This window comes from Nocardia sp. NPDC057668 (assembly GCF_042799795.1).
GTDB lineage: Bacteria > Actinomycetota > Actinomycetes > Mycobacteriales > Mycobacteriaceae > Nocardia.
In genome coordinates this window covers 20,578-46,587 of the sequence record NZ_JBHVIC010000002.1, presented here as the reverse complement: position 1 = coordinate 46,587, position 26,010 = coordinate 20,578, and the positions used below count along the sequence as shown (strand labels likewise).

Annotated in this window: 21 protein-coding genes and 1 tRNA gene; 9 read left to right on the top strand and 13 right to left on the bottom strand. The window is 69.3% G+C overall.

Annotation, left to right across the window (positions count from 1 at the left end; translation table 11 throughout):
* Positions 1 to 28 precede the first annotated feature (28 nt).
* Entirely contained in the window at positions 29 to 1,210 is a 1,182-nt protein-coding gene (locus tag ACFVBH_RS13150) for a lipase family protein (protein ID WP_379002757.1), read from the bottom strand.
* A 785-nt stretch (positions 1,211 to 1,995) separates the two neighbouring features.
* Here ACFVBH_RS13150 and pgm point away from each other — a divergent pair.
* The 3 genes from pgm (at position 1,996) to ACFVBH_RS13135 (ending at position 5,871) form a co-directional block, all read left to right on the top strand.
* Positions 1,996 to 3,636 (top strand): phosphoglucomutase (alpha-D-glucose-1,6-bisphosphate-dependent), encoded by a 1,641-nt coding sequence (pgm, locus tag ACFVBH_RS13145; RefSeq protein WP_354991391.1) that lies wholly within the window; start codon positions 1,996 to 1,998, stop codon positions 3,634 to 3,636.
* Positions 3,629 to 4,834 carry an MFS transporter gene (locus tag ACFVBH_RS13140; protein ID WP_354991392.1) on the top strand — a complete coding sequence of 402 codons (1,206 nt, stop codon included), beginning with the start codon at positions 3,629 to 3,631 and terminating at the stop codon, positions 4,832 to 4,834. Before pgm ends, ACFVBH_RS13140 begins: the two co-directional genes overlap by 8 nt.
* A 293-nt stretch (positions 4,835 to 5,127) precedes the next feature.
* Entirely contained in the window at positions 5,128 to 5,871 is a 744-nt protein-coding gene (locus tag ACFVBH_RS13135; RefSeq protein ID WP_354991393.1) for a thioredoxin domain-containing protein, read from the top strand.
* A gap of 50 nt (positions 5,872 to 5,921) precedes the next feature.
* Here ACFVBH_RS13135 and ACFVBH_RS13130 read toward each other — a convergent pair whose 3' ends face one another.
* Together ACFVBH_RS13130 and ACFVBH_RS13125 are read right to left on the bottom strand one after the other, a co-directional pair.
* Complete coding sequence (locus ACFVBH_RS13130; protein WP_379001801.1) at positions 5,922 to 6,239, bottom strand: hypothetical protein; 318 nt, start codon at positions 6,237 to 6,239, stop codon at positions 5,922 to 5,924.
* Between the two features lie 329 nt (positions 6,240 to 6,568).
* Positions 6,569 to 8,389 carry a DUF222 domain-containing protein gene (locus ACFVBH_RS13125; RefSeq protein ID WP_379001799.1) on the bottom strand — a complete coding sequence of 607 codons (1,821 nt, stop codon included), beginning with the start codon at positions 8,387 to 8,389 and terminating at the stop codon, positions 6,569 to 6,571.
* Between the two features lie 127 nt (positions 8,390 to 8,516).
* On the opposite strand from ACFVBH_RS13125, the gene ACFVBH_RS13120 reads away from it, so the two are divergent.
* Both ACFVBH_RS13120 and ACFVBH_RS13115 read left to right on the top strand, forming a co-directional pair.
* A tRNA-Ala gene (locus tag ACFVBH_RS13120) sits at positions 8,517 to 8,589 on the top strand.
* A gap of 320 nt (positions 8,590 to 8,909) precedes the next feature.
* Entirely contained in the window at positions 8,910 to 9,989 is a 1,080-nt protein-coding gene (locus tag ACFVBH_RS13115; protein ID WP_354989436.1) for an LLM class flavin-dependent oxidoreductase, read from the top strand.
* Positions 9,990 to 10,069: 80 nt separating this feature from the next.
* On the opposite strand, the gene ACFVBH_RS13110 is transcribed toward ACFVBH_RS13115, so the two are convergent.
* On the bottom strand, positions 10,070 to 12,325 hold the full coding sequence (locus ACFVBH_RS13110; RefSeq protein WP_379001797.1) for a CocE/NonD family hydrolase: 2,256 nt from the start codon (positions 12,323 to 12,325) through the stop codon (positions 10,070 to 10,072).
* Between the two features lie 210 nt (positions 12,326 to 12,535).
* Here ACFVBH_RS13110 and ACFVBH_RS13105 point away from each other — a divergent pair, with 210 nt between their 5' ends.
* Positions 12,536 to 13,930 carry an MFS transporter gene (locus ACFVBH_RS13105; RefSeq protein ID WP_379001795.1) on the top strand — a complete coding sequence of 465 codons (1,395 nt, stop codon included), beginning with the start codon at positions 12,536 to 12,538 and terminating at the stop codon, positions 13,928 to 13,930.
* A 108-nt stretch (positions 13,931 to 14,038) separates the two neighbouring features.
* Here ACFVBH_RS13105 and ACFVBH_RS13100 read toward each other — a convergent pair whose 3' ends face one another.
* Positions 14,039 to 15,262, bottom strand: a complete 1,224-nt coding sequence (locus tag ACFVBH_RS13100) for an MFS transporter (protein WP_354989433.1) — start codon at positions 15,260 to 15,262, stop codon at positions 14,039 to 14,041.
* Between the two features lie 65 nt (positions 15,263 to 15,327).
* Here ACFVBH_RS13100 and ACFVBH_RS13095 point away from each other — a divergent pair, with 65 nt between their 5' ends.
* A complete protein-coding gene (locus ACFVBH_RS13095) occupies positions 15,328 to 15,690 on the top strand; it encodes a MerR family transcriptional regulator (protein WP_379001793.1) in 363 nt (120 codons plus the stop codon).
* Between the two features lie 650 nt (positions 15,691 to 16,340).
* Entirely contained in the window at positions 16,341 to 16,511 is a 171-nt protein-coding gene (locus ACFVBH_RS13090) for a hypothetical protein (RefSeq protein ID WP_379002843.1), read from the top strand.
* Between the two features lie 3 nt (positions 16,512 to 16,514).
* Here ACFVBH_RS13090 and ACFVBH_RS13085 read toward each other — a convergent pair whose 3' ends face one another.
* The 6 genes from ACFVBH_RS13085 to ACFVBH_RS13060 form a co-directional block, all read right to left on the bottom strand.
* Entirely contained in the window at positions 16,515 to 17,228 is a 714-nt protein-coding gene (locus ACFVBH_RS13085; RefSeq protein ID WP_354989431.1) for a phosphoribosyltransferase family protein, read from the bottom strand.
* Positions 17,229 to 17,248: 20 nt separating this feature from the next.
* A complete protein-coding gene (locus ACFVBH_RS13080) occupies positions 17,249 to 17,440 on the bottom strand; it encodes a hypothetical protein (RefSeq protein ID WP_354989430.1) in 192 nt (63 codons plus the stop codon).
* Between the two features lie 272 nt (positions 17,441 to 17,712).
* A complete protein-coding gene (locus ACFVBH_RS13075; RefSeq protein WP_379001791.1) occupies positions 17,713 to 19,905 on the bottom strand; it encodes a hypothetical protein in 2,193 nt (730 codons plus the stop codon).
* A gap of 256 nt (positions 19,906 to 20,161) precedes the next feature.
* On the bottom strand, positions 20,162 to 20,353 hold the full coding sequence (locus ACFVBH_RS13070) for a hypothetical protein (RefSeq protein WP_354989428.1): 192 nt from the start codon (positions 20,351 to 20,353) through the stop codon (positions 20,162 to 20,164).
* Between the two features lie 173 nt (positions 20,354 to 20,526).
* Positions 20,527 to 22,230: an AMP-binding protein gene (locus ACFVBH_RS13065; RefSeq protein WP_379001789.1), complete on the bottom strand. Its 1,704-nt coding sequence runs from the start codon at positions 22,228 to 22,230 to the stop codon at positions 20,527 to 20,529.
* Positions 22,227 to 23,879, bottom strand: coding sequence for an AMP-binding protein (locus ACFVBH_RS13060; RefSeq protein WP_379002754.1), 1,653 nt, complete (start codon positions 23,877 to 23,879; stop codon positions 22,227 to 22,229). The genes ACFVBH_RS13065 and ACFVBH_RS13060 overlap by 4 nt, the downstream gene beginning before the upstream one ends.
* A gap of 62 nt (positions 23,880 to 23,941) precedes the next feature.
* Between ACFVBH_RS13060 and ACFVBH_RS13055 the strand changes: the two genes are divergently transcribed.
* The gene (locus ACFVBH_RS13055) at positions 23,942 to 24,805 is read left to right on the top strand and encodes a LuxR C-terminal-related transcriptional regulator (protein ID WP_379001787.1); all 864 of its coding nucleotides are present in this window, start codon (positions 23,942 to 23,944) and stop codon (positions 24,803 to 24,805) included.
* Between the two features lie 173 nt (positions 24,806 to 24,978).
* Here the strand turns inward: ACFVBH_RS13055 and ACFVBH_RS13050 are convergent, their stop codons facing one another.
* Both ACFVBH_RS13050 and ACFVBH_RS13045 read right to left on the bottom strand, forming a co-directional pair.
* Positions 24,979 to 25,332, bottom strand: coding sequence for a ribosomal subunit interface protein (locus ACFVBH_RS13050; protein WP_354989425.1), 354 nt, complete (start codon positions 25,330 to 25,332; stop codon positions 24,979 to 24,981).
* A 167-nt stretch (positions 25,333 to 25,499) separates the two neighbouring features.
* On the bottom strand, positions 25,500 to 25,958 hold the full coding sequence (locus ACFVBH_RS13045; protein ID WP_354989424.1) for a helix-turn-helix domain-containing protein: 459 nt from the start codon (positions 25,956 to 25,958) through the stop codon (positions 25,500 to 25,502).
* Positions 25,959 to 26,010 lie beyond the last annotated feature (52 nt).

Here is a 26,010-nt window from a genome sequence, read left to right as displayed (position 1 = left end):
TGATGTGTTCGAGCTACTGCCGAAAGCGCTAGCGGCAGTTGGACGGTGCGGGCCTGCCCGCGAAACGATCGCCGATCCAGCCCATCGCGTTCATCGTGCCGGGCGCGATCGCGGTGAGGTGGTCGGTGCCCGGGATGACGTCGAACAGCACCGGGGTGCCCGCGGCGCAGTACTTTCCGGCGGTGTTCATCGCCAGATCCAGCGGCACCTGATCGTTGCCGCCGTGCCACTGGTAGATCGGGGCGCGCGGCACCCCGGGGTAGATCTCCAGCGCGTTGGCGTGGAAGGTGCTGATCAGCGTCGGGTCGTTCTCCATGCCCGCGTTGAACATCTCCCCGATGGTGTGGCCCGCGCCGGCCGAGATGATGTCGTCCACACACGCATTGGCGATGCGATCGCGCATCGCGAATCCGGCGGGGGTCAGGGCGTTGCCGAGCGGCAGTTCGCCCGGGTACTCCCGTTCCATGCCCATCGCGACCGCGAAGCCCAGCCCGAACAGCGGGTGCGGAGTGTCGCCGACCTCGATGGCCATCTTGCCCGGGTTCACCGGCACGCCGCCCATGGCGATGCCGACGATGGGCAGTTCGGGCGCGTATTCCGCGGCCAGCGCGCCCGCGAAGCCGGTGGACATCGCGCCACCGGAGTAGCCGACCATGCCGACCGGTGAATCACCCAGGCCCGCGGGAGCGAAACGCTTGGCCGCCCGAATGCCGTCGAGGGTGATCTGGCCGCCGAGCCGGGCAGCGCCGTAGGCGCTGGTCGGTCCCAGGTGATCCGGAACCGCCACCGCCCAGCCGCGGGCCAGCAGCATGTTCAGCGCGGCGGATTCCTTGAGCCCGCCGTTGAAGAGCGTGTGCGAGGGGGCGCACTGCATGCCGAGCGAGTTCACGAACGGCTGGTACGAGACCAGCGGATGGGAACCGCCGCCGGGCGGGACGATCACGGTCGTCACGGCGGCGATGGGGCCGCCGGAGGAATCCGTGGAGTGAAAGAGCAACTGCCACACGGTGGAACCGGGCCAGCCGTGGGCGCCCACCATGCGCGAGCGCAGCACATCGCCGGGTGCGCTGTCACCGAGATTCCCTGGGGCGTAGTAGAAGCCGTCCCCTTCCGGGATCGGGTACACCGCACCGTGCGCGGTCGGTGCGTTCGTAGCCACCGCGATCGCTACTGCGGCAATTCCGCAGGTTCGGAACAGCATGCTCCTGATCGACTGCCGTACCGACAAATTGGCTCTCCTCGTGGCCGTTGGGACAACACCTGGCAAGCCGCCCTATCCTTGCAGCTCCGCAGCGGCATTCGGCCTCAGCAACACGCCGTTCGGCAATGAATTGGCAACCGAAACGGGCGGGTTTCCGATCGAGATGCCCGGCGGCGCGGGAGCATCGAGGTCGCGCGGTGACCCTGCTGCGACGGCGCGGAAGTTCGTAGACTGCTGGAAACGGGCCGGATCCCTTCCGCGCCCGGCCACCTCGGGGGGAGGTGGTCGATATGGCCGGGCGCGACCGTGGCGGGAACGGGCGTGGCACGGTGGATATCGGTACGGCGCGACGGAACGGGGGCACGTGATGGGCGAGGTTCGGCGATGACGGTCGCACCGGCGGCACGGGGCGATATGGTCGGCATGACAGCCCGCTATCTGCCCGATCGCGTGCGGGCCCCGCGATTCGCTAGGGTCTGTGGACCGGGCACACCGATGGTGAACGTCGCCGAATCGGGGGCGGCGGGCCCGCCGGACCCTGTGGGAGCGCAGCATTGGGAGTTCGGCGCCGCGGGAACAGGGCTTCCTGGGGCACCGGCCGCACCCGGTCTGTTCGGCTGTGCAACGATTCGATGGGCTGAGGAGGGCGTTGACAGCTATGCGGTGGCGAACGTCGTGATCGGCGTCGCGGCAAGGCCGGCCGTGACCCGCCCCGGGACCTGGTCCGGGCAGCGGGTGGGGTCGTGATGTTGATGACCAGCCGGGCGCAGGCGATACGGAAGGGCGGTGCGAGCATGGCTCACGATCGCGCGGGCCGGCCCGCGCGGCCCACGGATCTCGAGGACATCGCCCATCTGGTGACGGCGTACTACAGCCGTATTCCCGATCCGTCCGTGCCCGCGCAGCTGGTGTCCTTCGGAACCTCGGGGCATCGCGGATCCAGCCTCGACGTGGCCTTCAACGAGGCGCACATCCTCGCCATCACGCAGGCGATCGTGGAGTACCGGGCGAGTCGCGGCATCACCGGGCCGCTGTATCTGGCCCGTGACACGCACGCGCTGTCCGAGCCCGCGTGGACCACCGCGCTCGAGGTGCTCGCCGCCAACGACGTCACCACCATGATCGACGCGCGGGACAGGTACACGCCCACACCGGCTTTGAGTCACGCGGTGCTGCGGCACAACCGTGGCGGCACCCGGCATCAGGCGGACGGCATCGTGGTCACGCCCTCGCACAATCCGCCGCGCGACGGCGGCTTCAAGTACAACCCGCCGCACGGCGGGCCCGCCGACACCGTGGCCACCGACGCCATCGCCGCGCGCGCCAACGAACTGCTGCGCGGCGGGCTCGCCGACGTCAAGCGCACCAGCCTGTCCGCGGCGCTGGCCGGCAAGGTCGAACGCTACGACTATCTCGACCGCTACATCGGTGACCTGCCCAACGTGCTGAACCTGGACGCCGTGCGCGGCGCCGGGATCCGGCTGGGCGCGGACCCCATGGGCGGTGCGAGCGTGGACTATTGGGAGGAGATCGGGCAGCGGTACGACCTCGAACTCGAGGTCGTCAATCCGTTCGTCGATCCGACCTGGCGCTTCATGACCCTGGACAGCGACGGCAAGATCCGGATGGATCCGTCCTCGCGCTACGCCATGGCCTCGCTGGTGGCGATTCGCGACGACTACGACATCTCCACCGGCAACGACGCCGACGCCGACCGGCACGGCATCGTGACTCCCGATGCGGGCCTGATGAATCCGAACCACTACCTGGCGGTGGCGATCGAGTACCTGATCGCCAATCGCAGGGGGTGGGACGCGCTGACCAAGATCGGCAAGACGGTGGTCACGTCCTCGATGATCGATCGCGTGGTCGGGGTGCTGGGTCGCGACGTGTACGAGGTTCCGGTCGGCTTCAAATGGTTCGTGCCCGGATTGTTCAGCGGCAGCCTGGCTTTCGGTGGTGAGGAGAGCGCCGGGGCGTCGTTCCTGCGCATGGACGGCACCGTGTGGACCACCGACAAGGACGGGATCCTGCTCTCGCTGCTGGCCGCGGAGATCACCGCGGTCACCGGGCAGAGTCCGTCCACCCGCTACGCCGAGCTCGAGAAGCGGTACGGCAGCCCGGCCTACAACCGGATCGACGCGGCCGCCACCGTGGAACAGAAAGCGCGGCTGGCGGCGTTGACGCCGGACATGATTACCGCGACAGAGATCGCCGGCGAACCGATCACCGGCATTCAGACCCGGGCCCGCGGCAACGGCGCGCCGCTGGGCGGGGTGAAGGTGACCACCGAGAACGCCTGGTTCGCCGCCCGCCCGTCCGGCACGGAGGACAAGTACAAGATCTACGCGGAATCGTTCCAGGGCCCCGAGCATCTCGCGCAGGTGCAGGCGGCCGCGGAGGAGATGGTGGGACGGGCACTATCCGGTGAGTAAGTCCAAAGCCCTGCCGGTCGAGATCTGGGTACTGGTGGGGTCGGCCTTCACGATCGCCATCGGATTCGGGCTCGTCGCGCCCGCTCTGCCGCAGTTCGCGCGTAGTTTCGGGGTCGGGGTCGCCGCGGCCTCGTTCATCATCAGCGCCTTCGCGCTCATGCGGCTGATCTTCGCGCCGATGAGCGGCAAGCTCATGCAGCGGCTGGGGGAGCGGCCGGTCTATCTCACCGGGTTGATCATCGTGGCGGTGTCCACCGGGGCGTGCGCGTTCGCCCAGACCTATTGGCAGCTGCTGGTATTGCGGTCGCTGGGCGGCATCGGGTCGACCATGTTCACGGTGTCCTCACTGGCGCTGGTGATTCGGATGTCCCCGCCCGCCGAGCGCGGGCGGGTGTCCGGGGTGTACTCGACCAGCTTTCTCATCGGATCGATCAGCGGGCCGCTGGTCGGCGGCGCGCTGACCTTCCTCGGCCTGCGCGCGCCGTTCCTGATCTACTGCGTGGCGCTGCTCATCGCGTCGCTCATCGTGTATGTGGCGCTGAAGGATTCCCCGCTGGTCACGCCCGAATCGGCCGGAGGGCTGCGGGTCATGACCTTCCGCGAGGGGCTGGCGAACCCCGCCTACCGGGCGGCGCTGTGGTCCAACTTCGGTAATGGCGCCGCTGTTTTCGGTGTGCGCATGGCGCTGGTGCCGCTGATCGTGGTGGAGGTGCTCGACGAGGGCGCGGCCATGGCCGGGGTGGCGCTGACGGTGTTCGCGGCGGGCAACGCGGCGGTGCTGTTCCTGTCCGGGCGCTGGTCGGACACGCTGGGCCGCAAGCCGTTCCTGATCGCGGGCACGCTGGTCTGCGCCGTCGGCACCGCCGGGCTGGGGCTGGCTCCGAGCCTGCCGTGGTTCCTGGTGGCGTCCGCGGTGGCGGGGCTGGGGTCGGGCATGTTCTCGCCCGCGCTGCAGGCGTCGGTGGCCGACATCGTCGGGCCGAATACCCGGGGCGGTCCGGTGCTGGCGGGGTATCAGATGTCGGCAGACCTCGGAACGTTCCTGGGGCCGTATCTGATCGGGCTGCTGGCGGATCAGGTGTCGTACGGGCTGGCGCTGGCGGTGACGGGCGTGCTGCTGGCCTCGGCGACCGCGGCGTGGCTGGCGGTGCCGGAGACCTTGCACCGCAAGGAGACCGCGCCGACGCCGGCGGTGTGAGGCGGGGTGGCCCGCCGATGCGGTGGGCGTGACGCAGCACGCGGTGCGGGAGCGTGCGGTGCGGGTGTGCGTGGAGGATCCTGTGCCGTCGACGGTGGCGTGGTCGCCGGCGGGGAGCGAGACCCCCGCATGAGAGACCGGGCGCGCGATGAGGGTTCGCAGTTTCGCGTCCCACTCGGTGCCGCTGTCGTGGTCGGACCGAGCACGCGGCGTGCGTTCGAGCGCGTGCGGTGTGGGGCTCTCCCGGCGGGGTGGGTGGGCGTTCGGGCGCTCGGTGGTGCAGAGTGGGCGGGGTGAGCACACCGTCTACGAAACACACTCCGCGGCCGGTCTCGAGCAGGACCACCTATGCCCTCGCGGCGGTAGCCGTGGTCGTGATCGGGTTGATCGTCTTCGCTGTCATGCAGTGGAGCGGCGGCAATGGGGACGAGGTGCGCAACGACGGCTACGGCTCCTCCCATGATCCGGCGGTGAGCGTTGCCCTCGACTCCGACGGCGCGATCGTGCTCGGCAAGTCCGGCGTCACCAAAACCGTTGAGATCTACGAGGATCCGCTGTGCCCCGCCTGCGGCCAGCTCGAGCGCCGCTACGGCCAGGAGATCGCGCAGCAGGTCGACGAGGGCAAGATCGCGGTGCGGTACCGCCTGGTGAACTTCCTCGATGACGCTTCCCGCAGCAAGGACTACTCGACCCGCGCGGTGGCGGCGAACGAGTGCGTCGCCCAGGCCGGCGACGGCCCCGTCTACGCGAAGTTCCACACCGCCCTGTTCACCACCGACCAGCCCGAGGAACGCGCCGCCGACCACGACAACGCGGCCCTGGCGGCCCTGGCCAAGAACTCCGGCGCGTCCGCCGACGTGGTCAGCTGCATCATCACCGGCGACCGCCTCGACACGGCTCGCAACCACGCCGAGTCCGCGATCACGTCCCTGAAGTCGGCGCTGGGCAGCGACAAGGCCGCGACCCCGACGGTCTTCGTGGACGGCAAGAAGGTCGATGTGAACGACAGCGACTGGGTCCTGAACGCGGGCAAGTAGTCCCGAGGTTCTTCCGGCGGTGGGTGGCCCGGGCTGCCCACACCCGGCGTTCAGCCGTCGAGTACCGCGCGGCGCAGTCTGCCGGTGTAGTCCCCGGCGCGGCCCAGTGCGTCGTCGGCGGCGTCGAGTTCGAGGAGTGCCTCCTCGAAAACCTCGGTGGCGCCGGCGACGCAGTAGTGCGGGGAGGTGAGCGCACCGACCCCGGGCGTGTCCAGCAGCAGCCCGCTTTCGGGGAGTGCGCGATACGCCTGCGCCAGGTCGGCGACCTCGTGCCGCAGCGCCTCGAGCCGCTCTCGCAGCAGTCGCCGCCGCTGCTCGAGCAGCAGGGGATCCGAACTGTCGGCGGTCGCACCGTTGTCCGTGCTCATGAGCCCAGCATGCGGGATGCCTGGGACCGCGGCCCGGGATTCCGCTGTGGACGAACACGTTTGGGGTGCGGCCCATCGAGTGGACAGGAGGGCCGCACCCCGGGCGGGGAGCCGCACCGGAATGCGGCCCCGTGGTCGTGGGTTTCGGTTCGGGCGCAAGAGATAGGCGGAATGCGGTCCGCCCGGTGGGGCCACCGGACGGACCGCACTCCTGGCAGGGAGCCGTCGACCGGCCACGGCACCGAGGGTCGGGACAAACCTCGGGTCAACGTGGGCGGTCGGCTCCTGGTTCGGGGAGGTGTGAAGGTTCGCCGCAGAGCTGTTCGCGGTCAGTGGGTTCCGGTGCGGGTGGCCGGCTCGGGGATGTCGTTCTCCGGCGTGCAGCGGGACAGCTGGGCGTGGATCAGGGGGTGGGACTCCAGGGGGTAGGCGAGGTCCACCGGGAAGGGGCGGGGAATGGGGAGGTCGGTGTGGGGGCGGCGCAGGGCATTCGGCCAGGTGGGGGCGTCCAGGTCGGTGTGCGGGAACAGATAGCGCGCGCCCTCGCGGATGGTTTCGTGTGACTCGCCGCTCGGGTCGATCCAGCGCATGTGATCGGTGTCCGAGAGATAGACCCGCCAGGGCTGTTTTCCGCTGTCCGCCAGCAGCTTCAGGCGGCAGTGGTGGCTGCACAGCACCGATCTCGCGGCGGGGTCGGAGGGGACCGCGCGTAGTGCTCTGGCCGGTTTGAACTGCGCGACAATGGTTTCGGCGGCGGGCATCGTGCAGCCCGGGAAGCGGCAGTGTCCGTCCACGGCGCGCACCTCGCGCGGGGGCGCGGCGATGAAGGGACGCAGCTGCACGCGCGGCACCAGATTCCCCCGGTCGACCGAATACGCCACCACCGGTGGTGAATCCGGCGACTCCGCGGGCTTCGGCTCGTCCGCTCGCGCGGCGGGCGCGTGCGGGTTGAGCCGCTCGGGCCGGGACCAGTCGTCGATCGGCCTGGCGCTCAGTCTCTCTCGGTTCGCCTTGGCCCAGAGCGCGGCCTCGGTCTGCGGCCGCCGCGAACTCGGATGCACCTGACCGGGTCTGAGCGTCGTGTCGTTGACAACGGGTCGCGGTTCCTCGATCTCCACGCGCACCGCGGCCGTGTTCGTCGTGGATTTGCGCTGCTGCTGAACGGGATCGGCCGCCGGCGGCTCGCCGGCCTGCTCGGCCCGGGTCGACTCTTCCTCCCGCTCGGGCTCGGGCTGCGGTTCGTCCGGGAAGTACTCCGGAATCACCTGGAACCGAGCGTGTTCGGCGAGCGTGCGCGCGAGCGCGGGATCGATCGGCCCGTATCCGGCCAGGAAAGCCGGATCGTCTCGCAGTCCCAGCAGCGTGTCCGCGGAAACTCCGACCTGCACTAGCGGCCTGCGAGTGCTGACCGGGGCCACGGCGGCCGGGCACGCCTTACCTCGCCCGCACCGGCAGCCCAGCTGCGTGCTGCCCTCGGCCAGCGCGACGAGCGCGTCCGAGCGCCGCTGCGGCATGCTGCGCGGGTCGTGGTCGCAGACCTGCAGTGACATCTCCCGCAACCGCATGGCCAGGGTCTGCGCGCCGGCCGCGGGTAGCAGCCCGTCGAACACCGCCATCCCGTCCTCGACCGCGCGAATGCGAATGTCGCGGTCCTCCTCGCGCGCTTCGCGCCGCCGCCGCTCCCCGTCGGGATCGAGGCGAATGAGCCAGCGTCGCGCTGTCTGCCGCAGCCGCGCGGGATCCGAGCGGATGGCGGTGTCGATCAGCCGGGGTTCGAGGACTTCGCGCACCTCGCGGGTGAGCCCGCGCATGCTCTCCACGATCACCTGCACGCGGGAGAGGTCGATGCGCCCGGCCGCGAAGGCGAGCTTGGTCTGCGGTAGCGAGTCGAGCGCGAGTCCGATGTCGATGAGCGCGGCGGCGACGCCTTCGCTGACCTGCACGGCGACGGCGATCTCGGCGGCCGCGAACTCGCCGGCCCGCGTCCCGCCGGGCCCGGGCGCGGCGTTCTCGGCCCGATGCCGCCGATACACCTCCCGCACCGCCGTGACCTCCGCCGCGTGCGCGAAAGCCGCTGCTCCATGTGCCCGCCGCAGCGCATCGATCAGCTCTTCGTCGCCCATCGCCTCCACCTCTCTGCTGTCGAACATGTGTTCGAGGCTACCCCCGGAAGATCGTCATTGCCAGCCTTTACGCAGGCGATTTGGTTTGTCCGACACGCGTCGTGTAACTTCGTTCAAGCAAGCGGGGCACGCCCCGCGAGCGAGAACTGAACACGGGGCTATGGCGCAGCTGGTAGCGCACCACACTGGCAGTGTGGGGGTCAGGGGTTCGAGTCCCCTTAGCTCCACTTCGAAGGTCAGGCCCGGCGGGTTCCGCCGGGCCTGACCTTTTTCTTATGTCCCGGAGATCCGCGGGCGTTCGGATTGGCTCATGTCGTACCCGCTATCGGCGGTTCGGGGCGGCGACTGACCGTCTGATCCGTTCCGCGCACTCGCGCTGCCCGGCAGTTTTCCGGAAGTCTCCGGGCCTGTGAACAATCTGGTCGTGCGCCCAAATCAATTCGGATCACCTCAGCCGTAACCCTTCGGGGCACCGCCGACGCGTGGAACTCTGTAGGGCTGCGGCCGGAAAGTGTTCCGCCGGCCCGGTCACGAAGGAGTTTGTCGTATGGGTGATCCGCACTTCCATTGGTATCTGCCGACCTCGGGGGACGGGCGGGAAGTGATCGGGGCTTTGCAGTCGGCGGGGGTTATCGGGACCGCGTCCGCGCATCGGCCGCCGAGCCTGGAGTACCTGACACTGGTGGCCAAGACCGCCGAGCAGCTGGGGTTCGAAGCCGTTTTGACCCCGACGGGGACCTGGTGCGCGGACGCCTGGATCACCACCGCCGCTTTGATTCCGCAGACCTCGCGGCTCAAGTTCCTGGTTGCCTTCCGGCCGGGGTTGATCACCCCGACCCTCGCCGCCCAGCAGGCGGCCACCTTCGCGCAATTGTCCGGCGGGCGAATCGCTTTGAACGTCGTGACCGGGGGCGACGCGGAGGAGCAGGCGCGGTTCGGGGACTACCTCTCCAAGGCTGAGCGGTACGCGCGGACCGACGAATTCATCCAGGTCGTGCGGAAGGCGTGGGTCGGGCAGCCGAGCGACTTCAAGGGCGAGTACTACGACGTGACCGGAACCATGGTGCTGCCCGCGCCCTCACCGGTGCCGGAGGTCTTCTTCGGCGGGGCGAGCGACGCGGCCAGAGAAGTCGCCGCCAAGAATGTCGACACCTATCTCACCTGGACCGAGCCGCCCGCCGCGGTGGGCGCGTTGATCGAGGACGTGCGCGCCCGGGCCGAGAAGTACGGCCGGAAGCTGTCTTTCGGCATCCGGGCGCACGTGATCACCCGCGACACCCACGAGCAGGCTTGGGCCGAGGCGCGAAACCTGCTGTCCCGCATGGACCCGGCGATCATCGAACTGGCCCGGGCCCGGCTGAAGCAGGGCGAGTCCGAGGGGCAGCGCAGGCAGCTGGAGCTGAACGCCGACCGGGACAGCCTCGAGGTGTATCCGGGGCTGTGGGCCGGCTACGGCCTGGTGCGCCCGGGCGCGGGCACCGCCCTGGTCGGCAGTCACTCCGAGGTCGCCGACCTGATCGAGCAGTACCGCGCCGTCGGGGTCGACCACTTCATCCTCTCCGGCCAGCCGCACATCGAGGAGGCGTACTGGTTCGGCGAGGGCGTACTGCCGCTGGTCAAGAAGTAGCCGGCCGAGCACATCGAGCAGGCGTATCGGTTGTCCTTCCGCCGGTCGAGAAGTAACCGGCGGAAGGACTTTCGCGATGGTCAGCCGCCGTTGAGCGCGGGCGCGTACGCCCGGCACGGCTGACCGCGCAACCCGTCGCAGGCGGGCAGCGGCGCGCCGGCCACGGCCCCGGAGATCACCGGCAGCACGAGGGCCGAGCCGCCCGCCCCGAGCTGAATCGTGTCCACGACGAGTCCGTTCGTGGCGGGGGTGTCGAATCGCCACGACGTGCGGTCACCGCCCGGCGCGGTGAGGGTGACGCGAATGCGGGAGCCGGCGCGGAACGCGTGCGCCATCGGGTCGATCGAGATACGCGCCTCGTTGAATCCGGGTGACAGGTCCGCCGGGTTGCGATAGGACCGGATCGGTTGCAGCTCGGTCGCATTCGCGTCCACGGCGCGGTAGGACGACCGGAGGTAGCCGGAGGCGACATAGGTCTCGCGTCCGTCCGGGCGCACCTCGGTGACGGTCGCCTGGAGATCGGTGACCGGCGCGGTGCTGGACAGCTGGAGATCAAGACTGGCGGGCCCGGCCGTCACCACGTCGTGGTCCAGTACCGGTGAGGTGAAACCGATTCCGGCGTCGCCGGGCAGCGGTGTCCAGTTGTACGGCGGAATCGGCTGCCAGGGAATATCCGACGGACCGACCACATCCAGCGTCCCGGCCGGGCGGGCCGCCGGATCGGGCCGGAACGAGATGCTCTCCACCGCCCCGGGCTCGGTCGACAGAGCGCCGCCCGCCCCCAGATGCCAAGTGGCGGGTACGATCCGCGACGACGGCCAGCCCTCCAGCCCCAGCGACCAGGGCGCGGCGAGTCCGCCGGCTCCCGCGGCTCCGGCCCCATTGTCATAGAAAACCTCGACCCGCGGCGAGTCCGCGAACGCCGCCCTGGCGGCCGATACCGACGGCGAACCCGCGAGCCGGGTGCTGTCGACCCGAACGGCAGGGGATCGGGTAATGGCCGCGTACATCACGGTGCTGAGCGCCTCCAGCGCCGGGGAGGGCGGCGGAACCCGGTCCGCCACGAAGATATTCAGGAACTCCCACCACTGACTCAGGATCTGCGGCCCGAGCGAGTCGAAGTGCGCGCCATTGATCATCCGCACCCACACGTCGGGATTCGCGTCGAACCTGTCGATGATGCGTGTCCACTGCGGGCCGACCTGCTCGTCCTGCAGCGCCCCGGTCAACAGGACCGGCACCCGCACCTTCGGCGCCCACGTGGAGGGGGAGCGGTGGTCGAACACCTCGGGATTGCGTTCGGGATTGTCGGCCACCAGCTGCCGCAGACTCGGGGTCTGCAGCCGCAATGACTGATTCGCCGCGCATTCCTGATCACCACGCTGAATCAGCTGCCGCACATAGGGTTGCCCGCCGTCCGGCCCCGGCGTGGCATCGGCCTGCCGCTCGGTGAGCCAGGTGTCGGCGAAACCGGTATTGAAGATGCCGCCCGGAAATCCGGTGGAGTGCAGATCCTCGGTCAGGCTCATGGGCGCGATGGCGGCCAGGCTCGGCGGCTCGGTACCGGCGACGGCGATCTGCGAGATGCCCGAGTACGAGATGCCGACCAGGCCGACCTTGTGCCCGGCGACCCAGGATTGGGCGGCAACGGTTTCCACCGTGTCGTAGCCGTCGTACACGGTCGGGTAGTCGAACAGGTCGTACGCACCCCCGGAGCATCCGCTGCCGCGCATCTGCACGCTGACCGACGCGAATCCGATATCCGGGGCGAGCTCGGCCCCCAGCACGAGGCCGTTCGCCGGGGCCAGCGGATCGCGCGCCTTGAGCAACCCGGTGGCCGCGCCCAGCACGAGTGGATTCGGCGCCGCGGTCTGATATCCGGAGTACTCGATGACGGTGGGAAAAGGCCCGTCCGCCAATGTTTTCCCGAACGGCAGCCGCACGAACGCCGCGAGCGTGATGCCGTCGCGCATGCGCACATAGTTCATCCCGGGCTGCAACCGCTGCTCGTCGTACTGCGACTGCGGTGGCGCTGTCCCGTCCAGCACGCGAAAACTGTTGCCGCGCACGCCCTCGACCCGGAACCGGTAGCCGTCGCCCGGCCGCAGATCCCGCACCAGGAACGAGCCGAGCCGATCCACGCTGCCGCGCCCCACGATTCGCTCGTTCGCGTCGAGGAGTTCCACCCCCGCACCGGGTGTCGCTCCCCGGATGTACGCCGCGGTCACCGAGCCCTGCCCGGTGCCGGTATCGGGTGCCGCGTGCGCCGCGGGCACGGCGCCCAGCGCGATGAGGAGCAGTGCCAGCAGGGGGGTCAGCCGTCGATAGGGGCGCACGGTGCACACGGTAAAGGTCAACTGACCAGGAAGCGTCGCTTTCGGTCAGTCGGGTTCTTATCCGCAGGGCCGTAAGCTGTTTCGAATTGTTCAGGCAATCGAAACAATCAAGCTGAGCGAAACTCGGCCTGTTGGTCACACGTCCGGCATAGAGTTCGGTCTCGGTCGACGCCACCCGGGCGCTCGACGCGTTTCGGTGGGAGCCGCACGATGATCGAACGTCGGCCGAGCCCACCCGCGGGTGCGCTGAGCCGCCCGGAACTCACCGAACCTCTCACCCGTCGCAGGCTCACCACCTACGGCGTCGGCTCGGTCGGCACCGCGGTGTTCGCCACGGTCCCCGGCCTGCTGCTGCTCTACTACCTGACCGATGTGCTCGGCGTGGCCGCGGGATTGGCGGGGCTCGTAGTCGCGCTTCCGAAGCTCTGGGACGTGATCTTCAACCCCATCGTCGGCGCGGCCAGTGATCGCGAGGCGGTCCGCACCGGTCGCCGGACCGTGCTGCTGCTGTGGGGCGCGATATCGCTGCCCGTGCTCTTCACGGCCATGTTCCTCTCGCCGTTCACGGGGGCCGCCGGTGCGGCATGGGTCGCGGTCGTCTTCGTCCTGGCCTCCAGCGCCTACGCGCTGTTCCAGGTGCCCTATGTCGGGCTGCCGGCGGAAATGGCGGCGGGCGCGGACGCCAGGACCCGGGTGACAGCGCGCCGCGTCATCTACCTGACCATCGGCATCCTGCTCGGCGGCGGGATAGCCCCGGTGTTGGCGGCCACGGCAGGTGGTGGCCGCGGCGGCTACGTGGTGATGGGGGTGGTGGTCGGAGTGCTGATGCTGGGCGCGCTGGTCACCGCGGCCCTGGGCACCCGCTGGGTGCGGTCGAGTCCGGGGCAGTCGCTCAGGTTGATCGCCGCGGTGCGCTCGGCGCGGGGCAATCGGCCGTTCTTCGCGCTGCTGACCGTGTACATCACCCAGGCCGTCGCGGTGGCCATCATGTTGGCGGCCGCGCCGTATATCGCCACCTACTGGCTCGGCGGGCACGGCATGACCTCGGTCCTGTTCATCTGCCTGGTCGCCCCGAGCGCACTGGCCATCCCGGTCTGGGAGCGGCTCGCCCGCCGCTTCGGCAGGCTCCGCTGCTATCTCGCCGCCACCGTCGGCTACGCCGCCGGCGCGCTGCTGTTGCTGCCGGGCATCGCCCTCGGCGGGCCGATTCCGGCGCTGATCCTGATAGCCCTCCTCGGAATCTGCTACGCCGCACTGCAACTGCTGTCGCTGGCGCTGCTGCCCGACACCGTCCTGGCGGACGCCGACCGCACCGGACAGACGCAGGCGGGGACTTTCACCGGCCTCTGGACCGCGGGCGAGACGGCCGGCATGGCCATCGGTCCGGGGCTGTTCTCCGTGGCGCTCGCGGTCTCCGGATACGCCGCGACCACCTGGGATGCCCCGGTGGCCCAGTCCGGCGGAGCGAAACTGGGCATGCTGCTCGGATTCACCGTCGCCCCCGCCCTGCTGATGCTGGTCTCGCTCCCCGCCCTGCGCGCCTTCGCCCGCACCCGCACGCCCGCACCCGCAGCGCCACGGCTCGATCCGGCTCTCGAGGGCTAGGCACGGCGTGGGCGGCGGGGGCCGCACCGGGCCGGATCCTCTGCCGTGCCGTGCAATTCCGTCGCCCCGAGCCCGTCCCGTCGCCCCGAGCCCGTCTCGCCGAATCGATCACCGGGAAGCCGCCACCCCGCGCCGGGCCGGAAACCCGTGTGCCCGGGCCGCACCGACGGCGACCGCCACCGGCACGAGCAGCGCCAGTACGCTCCAGGGCAGCGCGCCGGCGGTGAACCATCCGAGCAGCAGCCCGCCCACCACCCCGCCCAGCGCCATGGCCACATTCCAGAGCGTGACGAGCATGGCCTGCGCGGAATCGGCAGCGGGGCCACCCGCGTCGGCGACGGCCGTCTGCAGCAGCGTCGGCAGACCGCCCCAGCCCAGCCCCCACAGCACCGCGGCGAAGTACACGAGTGCGGGGTTGCGTGCCAGTGCCGCAAGGATTCCCGCCGCGACGGCGACGAGCAGGACGCTGGCGATGGTCAGCGCGCGCAGCCGGCGGTCGATGTGCGCGCCGACGAACCAGATGCTCACCAGGGAGGCGGCGCCGAACGCCAGCAGCACCGCGCCGGTGGCGTCCTCCATACCCGCGCGCGCCAGGAACGCCGCGATGTAGGTGTACAGAATCGTATGCGCCAGAACGAATATCAGCGTCACGAACAGCACCGGGCGCACGCCGGGAACGGTCAGGGCGCGCGTGATCGGGGTGTGCTCGCCGGAGGTCTGCCCGGGCCGATCGGGCACCCCGAACCGGATCCAGCCGAGCAGCAGGACCGTGAGCACGGACATCGACAGGAACGCGGCCCGCCACCCGACCGCCTGGCCGATGAACGCACCGGCGGGCACGCCCAGCGAGAGCGCGACCGGGATCCCGGCCATCGCGATGGCAACCGCCTTGCCCTGCAGATGATCCGGGGCGAGCCGCCGCGCGTACCCGGCCATCAGTGCCCAGGCCAGCCCCGCCGCCACCCCGGCCAGAAATCGCGCGGTCATGGTCAGCCCGTAGTTGGAGGACAGGGCCGTAACGGTGTTGGCGACCGCGAACCCCGCCATCGCGGTCAGCAGCAGTCTCTTGCGCCGCCAATGAGCGGTGGCGGCGGTCAGCGGAATGGCGGTCAGCGCCGTGCCGATCGCGTAGATCGTCACCGACTGTCCGGCGGCGGATTCGCCGACCCCCAGGTCGCCGCTGAGCGCGGGCAGCACTCCGGCCGGTAGCGTTTCGGTGAGGCTGGTGATGAATACGGCCGTGGCCAGTGCCAGCAGCGCACCGGCATCGAGCTTCGTGACCGGTCCCGGCGGCGCAGATGCGCTGGGCGGGAACGTGTTCGGTGTCGTCATGAACGGTATGGTCGAACCTTCACATTGATGTGAAGGTCAACCGGAGCACCTGTGAGGTACGACATATGCGCATCGGAGAGCTCGCCCAGCGAACCGGCACCTCCCGCCGCCTGCTGCGCTACTACGAGGAGCAGGGTCTGCTGGCGGCCGATCGCTGCGGCAACGGCTACCGCAGCTATGACGAGCGCTTCGTGGACCGCGTCGTCCAGATCCGCGGTCTGCTCGACGCCGGGCTGCCCACCCGCATCATCAAACAGATCCTGCCCTGCCTCGACAAGCCCCGCACCATCGTTTTCGGCGACGCCACCCCCGAGATGCTCGAGCTCCTGGAGACCGAACTGGCGCGCATGTCCCACCGCATCGACTGCCTCGCCCGCAACCGCGACGCGATCGCCGACTACCTCGAGGCCGTGCGCGCCCAGATCTGAGTGGCCCGAACCGGGTGAATCGCACCCCCGGGCCGCGTCCTGACCGACCGCGACGGAGGGTTCCCTCACCGTGCGGAGTTGTTCGATGACCTCCGGCGCGCGGTGATAGCCGTGCCCGCGGACCCGAAACTCGCCGCCATCTGCGCCCGCCATGCCTCGCCCTCGCTGGATGGCGCGAGCTCGTGGCCGGCGCCGCGGCGAGAGGAGAGAGCGGGTACACATTCCCCGTCCCGGCGGCGGACGTGCAGTGCCAATCGGGCGACGTGCAGTGCCACTTGGTCCGGTCGAGTCGACGTTGTGCGTTCAACCGCGCGACACTTGCTGTGACCGGCGGAGATTCGCAAGCTCCTCGTGATTCTCCACCGATCTGCTCCGGGCGTCATGGGTGTACCGCCAATGCACGCCGGTCGGGAATTGTCGGTAGTCGTGGCGTTCGAGCTCGGTCACGATTGCGGGTGTACCCGGTCGGGTGCCGGCGGGACATTGGATACGTGCATGGCGCCCGGAGTACGAAACGGCCCGGAGGTCCGCAGCTTCCGGGCCGTTGCCCATGCCCGGACCACCCCCCGACCAGCTGATTCGCCCGGGTCAGGCGGCCTGTCCCGATTCGGGCGCGGCGCGCACTCCGTGCGAGCGCCTATCGTGGATGCGTGGGCATCATGGGTGAACTGTTTCCGGGCCAGAAGCTGAACGACGAGAGCGGCCAGGACGCCGACGGCCAGACACACAAGCCGCGCGTCGAGCTCGACCTCGACGCGGGCGTGATCCGCCTCGCGCCCGCTCCCCGGCCCGAGCAGACCGAGCCGCCGGCCGCGGACTGAGCCTCAGGCGCAGGGGTCGCGCAGCGGGAAGCTCCGGATCGGCGGAATGCTCCGATCGTTGAGCACCGTGGTGACCGTCGACCATTCGGCCGCGTGATTGGCCGCCAGCATGGCGGCGATATCGGCGTTCGTGGTGCTCAGCTCGCGAATGGTGTCCGGCGCCGCGCGCGGCGCGGGCTCCAGGCAGACGATCTTGTCGGCGTAGACGCTGAGCGTGTCCAACTCGCGCGGATCCCCGACGCTGACCGCCACCGCGATCCGGATCGCGCCCTGCAACCGCGCCATCCGGCAGGCATCGCGCAGCGCGGTGGCGTCGGTGACGAATTCCTCGGCGATGACCACCGTCCGATCGTCGAGGCTCACCCGTGGTCGATGGCCCCGCAGGTCGAAAGCGTTGTGGCGCAATATGTTCTCCTGCTCCTGCTCGGTGTGCACGCGTTCGGGGTCCGCGATGGCCCCGTCGGCGACGGCCGCTGTGTCGATGAGCAACGAGCGGTCCTCGCCGAGCAGCCCGTAGACGAGATCGGGCCGGCGCGGCACGCTCAGCGGCCGGATGAGAATGACGTCGAGCAGCACGCGCAGGGTGCTGGCGAGCGCGTAGGCGACCGGCACGCCCGCACCGGGTGGGCTGAGCACCACCACGTCGCGGCCGCGAAAGGCCGACAGCAGTCCGGCCAACTGCCGTCCCGCGTCATTGCGGTCCAAGTAAGGCGGCATACAGTCCCCGACTGTGCGTGTCAGCCTGGTGTCGACAGCACGCGCGCGGCGGGTGTCCTGCCGCCGGGCGCGGGCGTCGGCCAGTCACCGGTAATTCGAAGTAGTGCCGCATGGGTGCTGCGGAGTTGATGCTCGGCCAAGGGATTCGGCCGGATTCGGCGGCCCAGCGGGGTGCGGGCGAGACGGATGATCTGCTCAGCAACCATCGTCATCGCATGCCCTCTCCATTGAGCTGCCGCGGTTCATGAGTGTTGATGACAACGTCTCAGTCAGGCAGATCACCAGTGTACGTCAGGGCGACCTGCGGCTTCGCGGATCGGTAGCGAGCGGATTCCATTGTGCCGCCGCGCATTGCGGGCAATCTCTGGATCACTTGCCCAATTACACGGACAAAACAGTCATATGGCCTGAAAGAGATCAGAAACACCGCCGAATCGCGAAGGCGTGCGCGCCTTTTCGGCGCACACGTCCTTCGCAATGCGTACTAGGTGCTGATGAGGGTGTGATCCTGTGCCGGATGCAGGCGTTCGCTGGGCGGCAATTCGGCATTTCGCCGCCGATTGCGCAGGTACGACCACTGCAGCAAACCCACGCCGGTCACGCCGATCCCCGCCGCGGCCAGGCTGATCTCCCAGCCGGGCGGCATCCAGCTCACCTCGAGATCGGCGTCGGAGGTCCCGGCCGGAATGTCGACCGCGAGGAAGGTTTTGGCGACCTCGGTGTGCTCGAGCTCGCGCCCGTTCAGGGTGACCCGGTAGCCCGGCCACGCCAGCCGCGAGAACACGATGCGACCGCCGTCGGCCGAGCTCACCCGGGCGCGGGTGCTCACCCCGTCGACCATGGTGGTCACCGCGCTCACGCCCCGGGTGTCCGCGATGGCCCCGTTCACGATGGAGGCGAGACCGCCTTCGCGCTCGAGCACCCGGATGTACTCCTCGTGCCCGGGCTGCTCGACCCACTTCCAGCCCTCGGGCGCCGCGGTGGCGTCGATGCCGGGGTACTGCGCGGTGTGCAGTACCACCCGATCCACCTTCATCAGGTCGGCGATCGTGCGGCCCGTGGATGGCTCGGCGGTGAAGACCCGCCGATACGCGTCCCCGCAGGTGCTGCCGTCCCAGGCGATGCAGAGCACGTCGCTGAACGCGGCGTGCCCGACCGGGGTGTAGCCGTTGACGTACTGCTGGCCGAGATTCTTGGCATAGCTGCCGATGGCGAGTGACCCCCAGGCCCGCTCGACGCTCTTGTCCTCCGGGCGCAGCAGCGCGCGATCGGCCAATTGCAGTGTCAGTCCCGGGAAATGCGGGAAGGCATCGGTCATGGTGGAGCGGCGCTCGGGGAAGTTGTACGACATGGGCGTCGAGGGGGCGGCCTTCACCTGGGCGAAGGCGATCGGGAACATGGCCACGATGATCAGCGCGCTGGCCAGGGCCGGTCCGCGATGGCGCGCCAGCCACAGCACCCCGGCGCCCACCCCGACCACCGTCGCCACCGCCAGCAGATGCCGCAGGACCAATTCCGGTGCGGCCGAGAACGAGCGGATGAACAGGACGCCGGTCAGCGCCAGCCCCGCGATGGCCCGCCGGCGCGAGGATCCGAAATCGCCGTGCCTGCTGAGCAGCACGCACACCAGCACCAGCAACCCGATGGCCACCATGGGCAGCACGCGCGCGGGCCAGCGCAGCGGTCCCACCGCACCCGGCCCGGCCGTCCACATGAGCATGCCGCCGGCGAACAGCGCCATGCCGCTGAACTCGCGCGCCGAATGCCGCGCGGCCTTCCAGTCGATGAAGGCCAGCGCCGGAATCAGGAACCAGGCGATGTAGACCATGGGCAGCGGCTGCACGTATCCCCACCAGGCGTGGAAGGCCGGTGTGGTGCTGGGCAGGCTGGCGTTGAGCGATTCGGACCACGGCACGGTCAGGAACGGCTCGTTGCGGATGCGGGCGTCCCCGCGCCAGGTCACCTGTGAGGACAGCAGCAGCGGCAGGTTGGCCACCAGTGCCGCGAGCGCCGCGCAGCCCGAGACCAGCACGAGCCGCCGCACCACGGCCCAATGCTGTTGATAGATGTACTCACCGGCGATGACCGCGAGCATCATCAGGCCCGCTTCCACCGCGGGGAAGACGTATTGGATGGTCAGCGCGAGCCACAGGAAGCCGAACACCGGGATCGGCCCGCCGCGCCCGCGCGCGTACAGCACCGCCGACGCCCACGCGTGCAGCAGCCACGCGGTGCCGGTCTGTGAGGTGAACCAGCTGGCCTGATCGAAGAACAGGAACCAGCCGCTGAGCGGGAAGGCCACGCCCGCGACCGCGCCCCAGGCGGGTTTGGCGCCGTAGGCCAGGCAGATTCGATAGACGCCGAGGGCGGCGATGATCGCGAAGACCAGTTTCACCACGGTCGCGTACACGGCCAGGTTGTCCATGGACGGGGCCAGCAGATACACCAGCAACTGCGGCGGGTTGTAGATCGCGGCCTCTTCGAGCGAGTAGTTGCCCGCCATCCATTCCCACGGCACCAGCGCGGGGAATCTGCCCTCTCGCAATTCGGCGCCGAGGAGCTGCCACATCGGCGCGTACTGGGCCTCGGTGTCGTCGGTATAGAAGTGACGTGGATCCGCAAGCAGTACCGCCAGATATCCGGCGATCACTCCGAGCGCGGTAACCGTCCCCCACACGCGTACATCTCTTCGCGGTTCGGTCTCCGCGCTAGTCCTCACGAGGATCGGAGGCTAAGGCAAGCGGGTGAACGGAACAAGACTTTGTCGTGACCGGATCCGTTTCGCCCCGTTTGCTCGAGGCGAAGGACGCCCCGTTTTCTCGAGGCGGGGGATCCGGTGTCACTTCGGATTCGGCCGAGTCCGCAGGGGTGGACCCGGCCGAATCCGGCTGTCGAGTGCTGCGGGGACTAGCCGGCGGTGCGGCCGTGTGGGGTCAGGGCCTCAGGAAACTCGCCGCGATGCTCCAGAAGCGACCGCGATCCACCGAGTGGAAATCCCATGTCTCGGCGATGGTGTGCGTCGCGCTGACGATGCCGTGCACGTCGAAATCATCTCTGGAGGCGGTGCCTTTGACCTCCAGGGCTGCGATCACGTAGGCAGTGGCGGTTTCCACGGTGTGGGACACGCATGGACTCCAATCTGTCGTCGGGATGGGCGGGCGGTACGGCATTGCACAGGGCGGTACTGCATGACGCGAGAGCGGGTACCGCATGACGCGAGAGCGGGTACCGCATGACGCGAGAGCTGTGGGGTATGACGCGAGAGCTGTGGGTATGACGCGAGCGGTGGGACGACGAATCAGGAAGTGCTGTCGGTGAAAACGTCCTCGTAGCGATACTCGGTGGGAATGGGTGTTCCTGCCGCGTATGCCTGCTCCTCACGCTGGCGCAGGTCGACGCGGCGAATCTTGCCGGAAATGGTCTTCGGTAGCTCGGTGAACTCCAGGCGGCGTACGCGCAGGTACGGCGCCAGGTGATCGCGGGCGTATTCGAGTATGGCGCGGGCGGTTCCGCGATCGGGTTCCCATCCGGCGGCGAGCGAAACATATGCCTTGGGAATCGCGAGGCGCGTGTCGTCCGGTTGCGGCACAACGGCCGCCTCGACCACGGCCGGGTGCTCGATGAGCACGCTTTCGAGCTCGAAAGGTGACACCTTGTAGTCCGAGGACTTGAAGACGTCGTCGGTGCGGCCGATATAGGTGATATATCCGTGTTCGTCGCGAGTGGCGACATCACCGGAGTGGTAGAAGCCCCCCGCCGTGACAACGGCATTGCGTTCCGGATCGCCCAAATATCCGGTCATCAGGTTGACCGGATCATAGCCCAGGTCGAGGCAGATCTCGCCCTCGTCAGCGACATCTCCGGAGATCGGATCCACAAGCACCACCGGCACTCCGGGCGCCGGGCGGCCCATGGATCCGGGCTTGACCGGTTGCCCCGGAGTATTGCCGACCTGCAGCGTCGTCTCGGTCTGCCCGAAGCCGTCGCGAATGGTCAGTCCCCAGGCCTTCTCCACCCGCGCGATCACGTCGGGGTTGAGCGGCTCACCCGCGCCCAGGATCTCGCGCAGGCCGGCCGGACGCTCGCCGAGGTCGGCCTGAATCAGCATGCGCCACACCGTCGGTGGCGCGCAGAACGTGTTCACCCCCGCGCGATGCAGTTCGCGCAGCAGCGCGGCGGCGTCGAAGCGCGCGTAGTTGTAGACGAAGATGGTGGCCTCGGCCAGCCACGGGGTGAAGAAACAGCTCCAGGCGTGCTTGGCCCAGCCCGGCGCGCTGATGGCCAGGTGGACGTCGCCGGGCCGCACGCCGATCCAGTACATGGTCGTCAGGTGCCCGACCGGGTAGCTGATCTGCGAGTGCTGCACCATCTTCGGCCGGCTGGTGGTGCCGGAGGTGAAGTAGACGAGCAGCGGATCCTCGACGGTGGTGCCGGGGGTGAACGGCCCGGCCGACACGACGTCGTCGGCCGCGCGGTACGGGTGCCAGCCGATCACGGGTTCGCCCACCACGATTCGGGTGTACTCGCCCGGAACCTGTTCGAACTTGGCGGTGTCCGCGGTGTTCACGATGACGAAACTCGCGCCGCCGCGCGTGATTCGGTCGTGCAGGTCCTCCGGGCCCAGCGCGGCGGTGGTCGGCATGATGACCGCGCCCAGTTTGGTCACCGCCAGCATGGCCTCCCACAGTTCGGCCTGATTGCCGAGCATCAGCATGACCCGATCGCCCGTGCGCACGCCGAGCCCGGCCAGCCAGGTCGCGACCAGGTCCGAGCGGGTGGCCATGGCGTCGAAGGTGATTCGCCGTTCGCTGCCGTCCTCTTCGGCGATCCACAGCGCGAGGTTGTCGTTGCCGCGCGCGAAGCCGTCGAACCAGTCGGTGGCCCAGTTGAATTCGCCGCTCAGGCGCGGCCACTCGAAACCGGCTACGGCGGCGTCGTAATCGGTCGCGGTGGCCAGCAGGTGGTCGCGAGCGGCGCGGTAGGTCTCGATGTTGGCGGTCATGCCTGCTCCTCGGTGGTGTCGTCGAGCAGGCGCGCGGCGATCTCGCGCATCTCGATCTTGCGGATCTTGCCGGTGACGGTCATGGGGAACTCGTCGACCACGTGCACGTAGCGCGGAATCTTGAAGTGCGCGAGCCGCCCCAGGCAGAACTCGCGCAGTGCCGCGGGGGTGAGCGCGGTCGCGCCTTCGCGCATGCGCACCCAGGCCATGAGCTCCTCACCGTATTTGGCGTCGGGGACGCCGATCACCTGCGCGTCGAGCACGTCCGGGTGGGTGTAGAGGAATTCCTCGATCTCGCGCGGGTAGATGTTCTCGCCGCCGCGGATCACCATGTCCTTGATGCGCCCGGTGATGGCGACGTAGCCGTCCGCGTCCATGGTCGCGAGGTCGCCGGTGTGCATCCAGCGCGCGGCGTCGATGGCCTCGGCGGTCTTGTCCGGGTCGTTCCAGTAGCCCAGCATCACCGAGTACCCGCGCGTGCACAGTTCCCCGGGCGCGCCCCGGGGCACGGTCAGGCCGGTGTCCGGGTCCACGATCTTGATCTCGATATGCGGGCCGGCCCGGCCGACGGTGGCGGTGCGCTGGATCAGACTGTCGTTCGCCCGGGTCTGGGTGGAGACCGGTGAGGTCTCGGTCATGCCGTAGCAGATGCTCACCTCGCGCATGCCCATGCGCTCTATGACCTGCTTCATGACCTGCTCCGGACATGGCGATCCGGCCATGATCCCGGTGCGCAGGCTGGACAGATCGAAGCTGTCGAAGTCCGGGTCCGCGAGTTCGGCGATGAACATGGTCGGCACCCCGTAGAGGGCGGTGCAGCGTTCGGCGGCAACGGCTTCCAGGGTCGCGCGCGGGTCGAACGCGGGGGCCGGAATGACCATGGCCGCACCGTGACTGGTGGCGGCCAGGTTCCCCATCACCATGCCGAAGCAGTGATAGAAGGGGACCGGTATGCACACGCGGTCATGTTCGGTGTAGCCGCACAGCTCGCCCACGAAATAGCCGTTGTTCAGGATGTTGTGATGGCTGAGCGTGGCGCCCTTGGGGAAACCCGTTGTACCCGAGGTGTATTGGATGTTGATCGGGTCGTCGGCGGAGAGTCCGGCCTGCGCGCGGGCCAGCAGCTCCGGATCGCCCGCGCGCCCGGTGTCCAGCAGGGCGCGCCATTCGCCGCTCTCCAGCAGCACCACCTGCTCGAGCTCCGGGCACTCCGGACGGACCTGTTCGATCATGGCCGCGTAGTCCGAGGTCTTGAAGGCGGGCGCGGCCACCAGGGCCCGAATTCCGGCCTGCCGCAGCACATACCGCAGCTCGTGGGATCGATAGGCCGGATTGATGTTGACCAGCACCGCCCCGATCTTGGCGGTGGCGTACTGCGTCAGGGTCCACTGCGGGCAGTTCGGCGCCCAGATCCCCACCCGATCGCCCTTGCCGATCCCGGCCGCCAGCAGCCCCAGCGCCAGCGCGTCCACCTCCGCCACGAACTCGCGATAGGTCCAGCGCAGGCCGGTGGGGTGGTCGATCAGCGCCTCGCGGTCGGGGAAGGCCGCCGCCGTCCGGTCCAGGTCGGCGCCGATGGTATCGCCGAGCAACGGCGCGTCCCAGACCCCGAAGGAATAGCTCACCGGCGGGAGCCGGTCCATGCTCATGCTCACACCGATAGGATCCACATCACACCCGCCGCTCGACTACCCCCGGAAAGGGGTATCCGATGACCCCTGTGGCCGATCCGCTGCTGCGCCCGCGCGACGCCGACGCCCTGCGGGCCGAACTGCGCCATATCGCCGCGATCTCCCGCCTGCCGGTGGTCTTCGGCGGTGAGGTCAGCGCGGGCACGCTGGTGCTCAGCGAGTTCGTGGGGACCCGGACCAACAGCATGCGCGGACTGGTGGTCGCGCCCAGCTCCGGGCTGGGCGGCAGCGCGGTGGCGACCGGTCGGCCGCGCGCGGTGGCGGACTATCGTTCGGCGTCCACCATCACCCACCACTACGACGGCCCGGTGCTGGGGGAGGGCCTGCGGGCGGTGACCGCGGTGCCGGTCGTGGTGGCCGGGCAGGCGCGCGCGGTGCTGTACGTGGCCACCCGCGAGTCCGGGCCCATCGGGGATCGCATCGCCGAGGAGATGGTGCGGGCCGGGCGGCGGCTGAGCGCGGAATTGGCGATCCGGGACGAGGTCGATCGGCGGCTGCGCCTGCGCGTCGAGGGCGGGTTCGGCGCGGGTGCATCGGATGGCGTTGGCGCCGAGCAGCTTCGGGATCTGCACGCGGAGCTGCGCGAGATCGGCCAGAGCATCCCGGACGCCGTGGCGCGGGACAGGCTGCGGGCGGTCACCGATCGCCTGGCGGGTCTGGTCTCCGGAATCGCCGCGGCCGAGCAGCCGGTGGCCCTGGCTCCGCGCGAACTCGACGTGCTCGCTCAGATCGCGCTGGGCTGCACCAACGCCGAAGTGGCCCGGCGTCTTTCGCTGCGGGCGGAGACGGTGAAGAGCTACCTGCGCAGCGCCATGACCAAGCTCGGCGCGCACACCCGGCACGAGGCCGTGGTCCGCGCCCGCCGTTCGGGCCTGCTGCCCTAGGGCTTTCACGGCACGCAGCACAATCTGGCGCGAAATCCGTTCCGCCGTAGCCGATCCGGACGGCGGAACGGCGGCCGCGTACGCGGCCGCCGTTCGGACGGATGGGAGTTACTTCTCGAAGTGTTCGAGGGCCCGCCGCGGGAGGGAGGACCGCGGCGGGCCGGTGCCCACCGTCAGTCGTCGGTGGGCAGGAATCGGATGGATTCGCCGCCCTTCGCGTGGTGCAGGCGGCCGAACTTGCTGTCCAGCAGATGAGCCATGCTCTCCGCAGCGCCCAGATAGGCCTCTTCGACGGTGGACGCCTTGTGATTGGTCGCCACCGGCGGCTGTCCCTTGGGACGGGCCTCGAGGCTACAGCGTTTGTCTTCGTGACCACTCTTGTGGCCGTTCACATCGGTGATGTGGGCTTCCACCCGCGTGAGGTGCTCGGCGAAACGGTCGAGGACCGACGCGATGCCGTCCTCCGCCCGCTCGATGAGTGTCGCGCCACCGCCGACGTGCTTGTCTGCGAAGACCTGGATTTGCATGGCATCTCCAATCTCTCGGGATTGCCGAGAACTTGCTGACATCCCCGACAGTACCCGTATTCCCACGGATCGGCTCGTCAAAAGCCGGTTGGAAAGATCACCCCCGCTGGACGCTCCCGGACGGTATTGTTCGCGCCCGATTTCTGAGAATCGGATGAGCGTGCGGCTCAGTCGCGGTGCGGATTCCGCTGCGGCGCTGCGGGAGTCGCGGTGAGCTCGTGTCCGGAGTCCGCGAGCAGATGGCCCTGTTCGCAACACAGCGCGGCGCGAACGGGTGCGCCGCAATCGGTGTGGGTGATGGCCAGCGGGGGGCCGGCGGGCCCGGCCAAGTGCTTGTCGCCCCACTGCATGAGCGCGGTGAGAACCGGCTGCAGTTCCCGGCCGGCATCGGTGAGCCGGTACTCCTGGCGGGTGCGCGCGCCGGGTTCGCGATAGTCGTGGCGTTCGAGCACCCCGGCCTCGACGAGGGTGTTCAGCCGGCGCACCAGCACCGCACGCGGTGCGCCGGTGGCGGTCTGGATGGCGTCGAAGCGGCGCACGCCCAGGAAGATCTCGCGCAGGGCGAGCAGCGCCCACTGCTCACCGACCACTTCGAGCGCGTTCGCCACCGAACAGATTCGTGCCATGTCCGACATTCTATCTACATTCACATTGTGAACTCAGGGTGTTAGGGTCGGG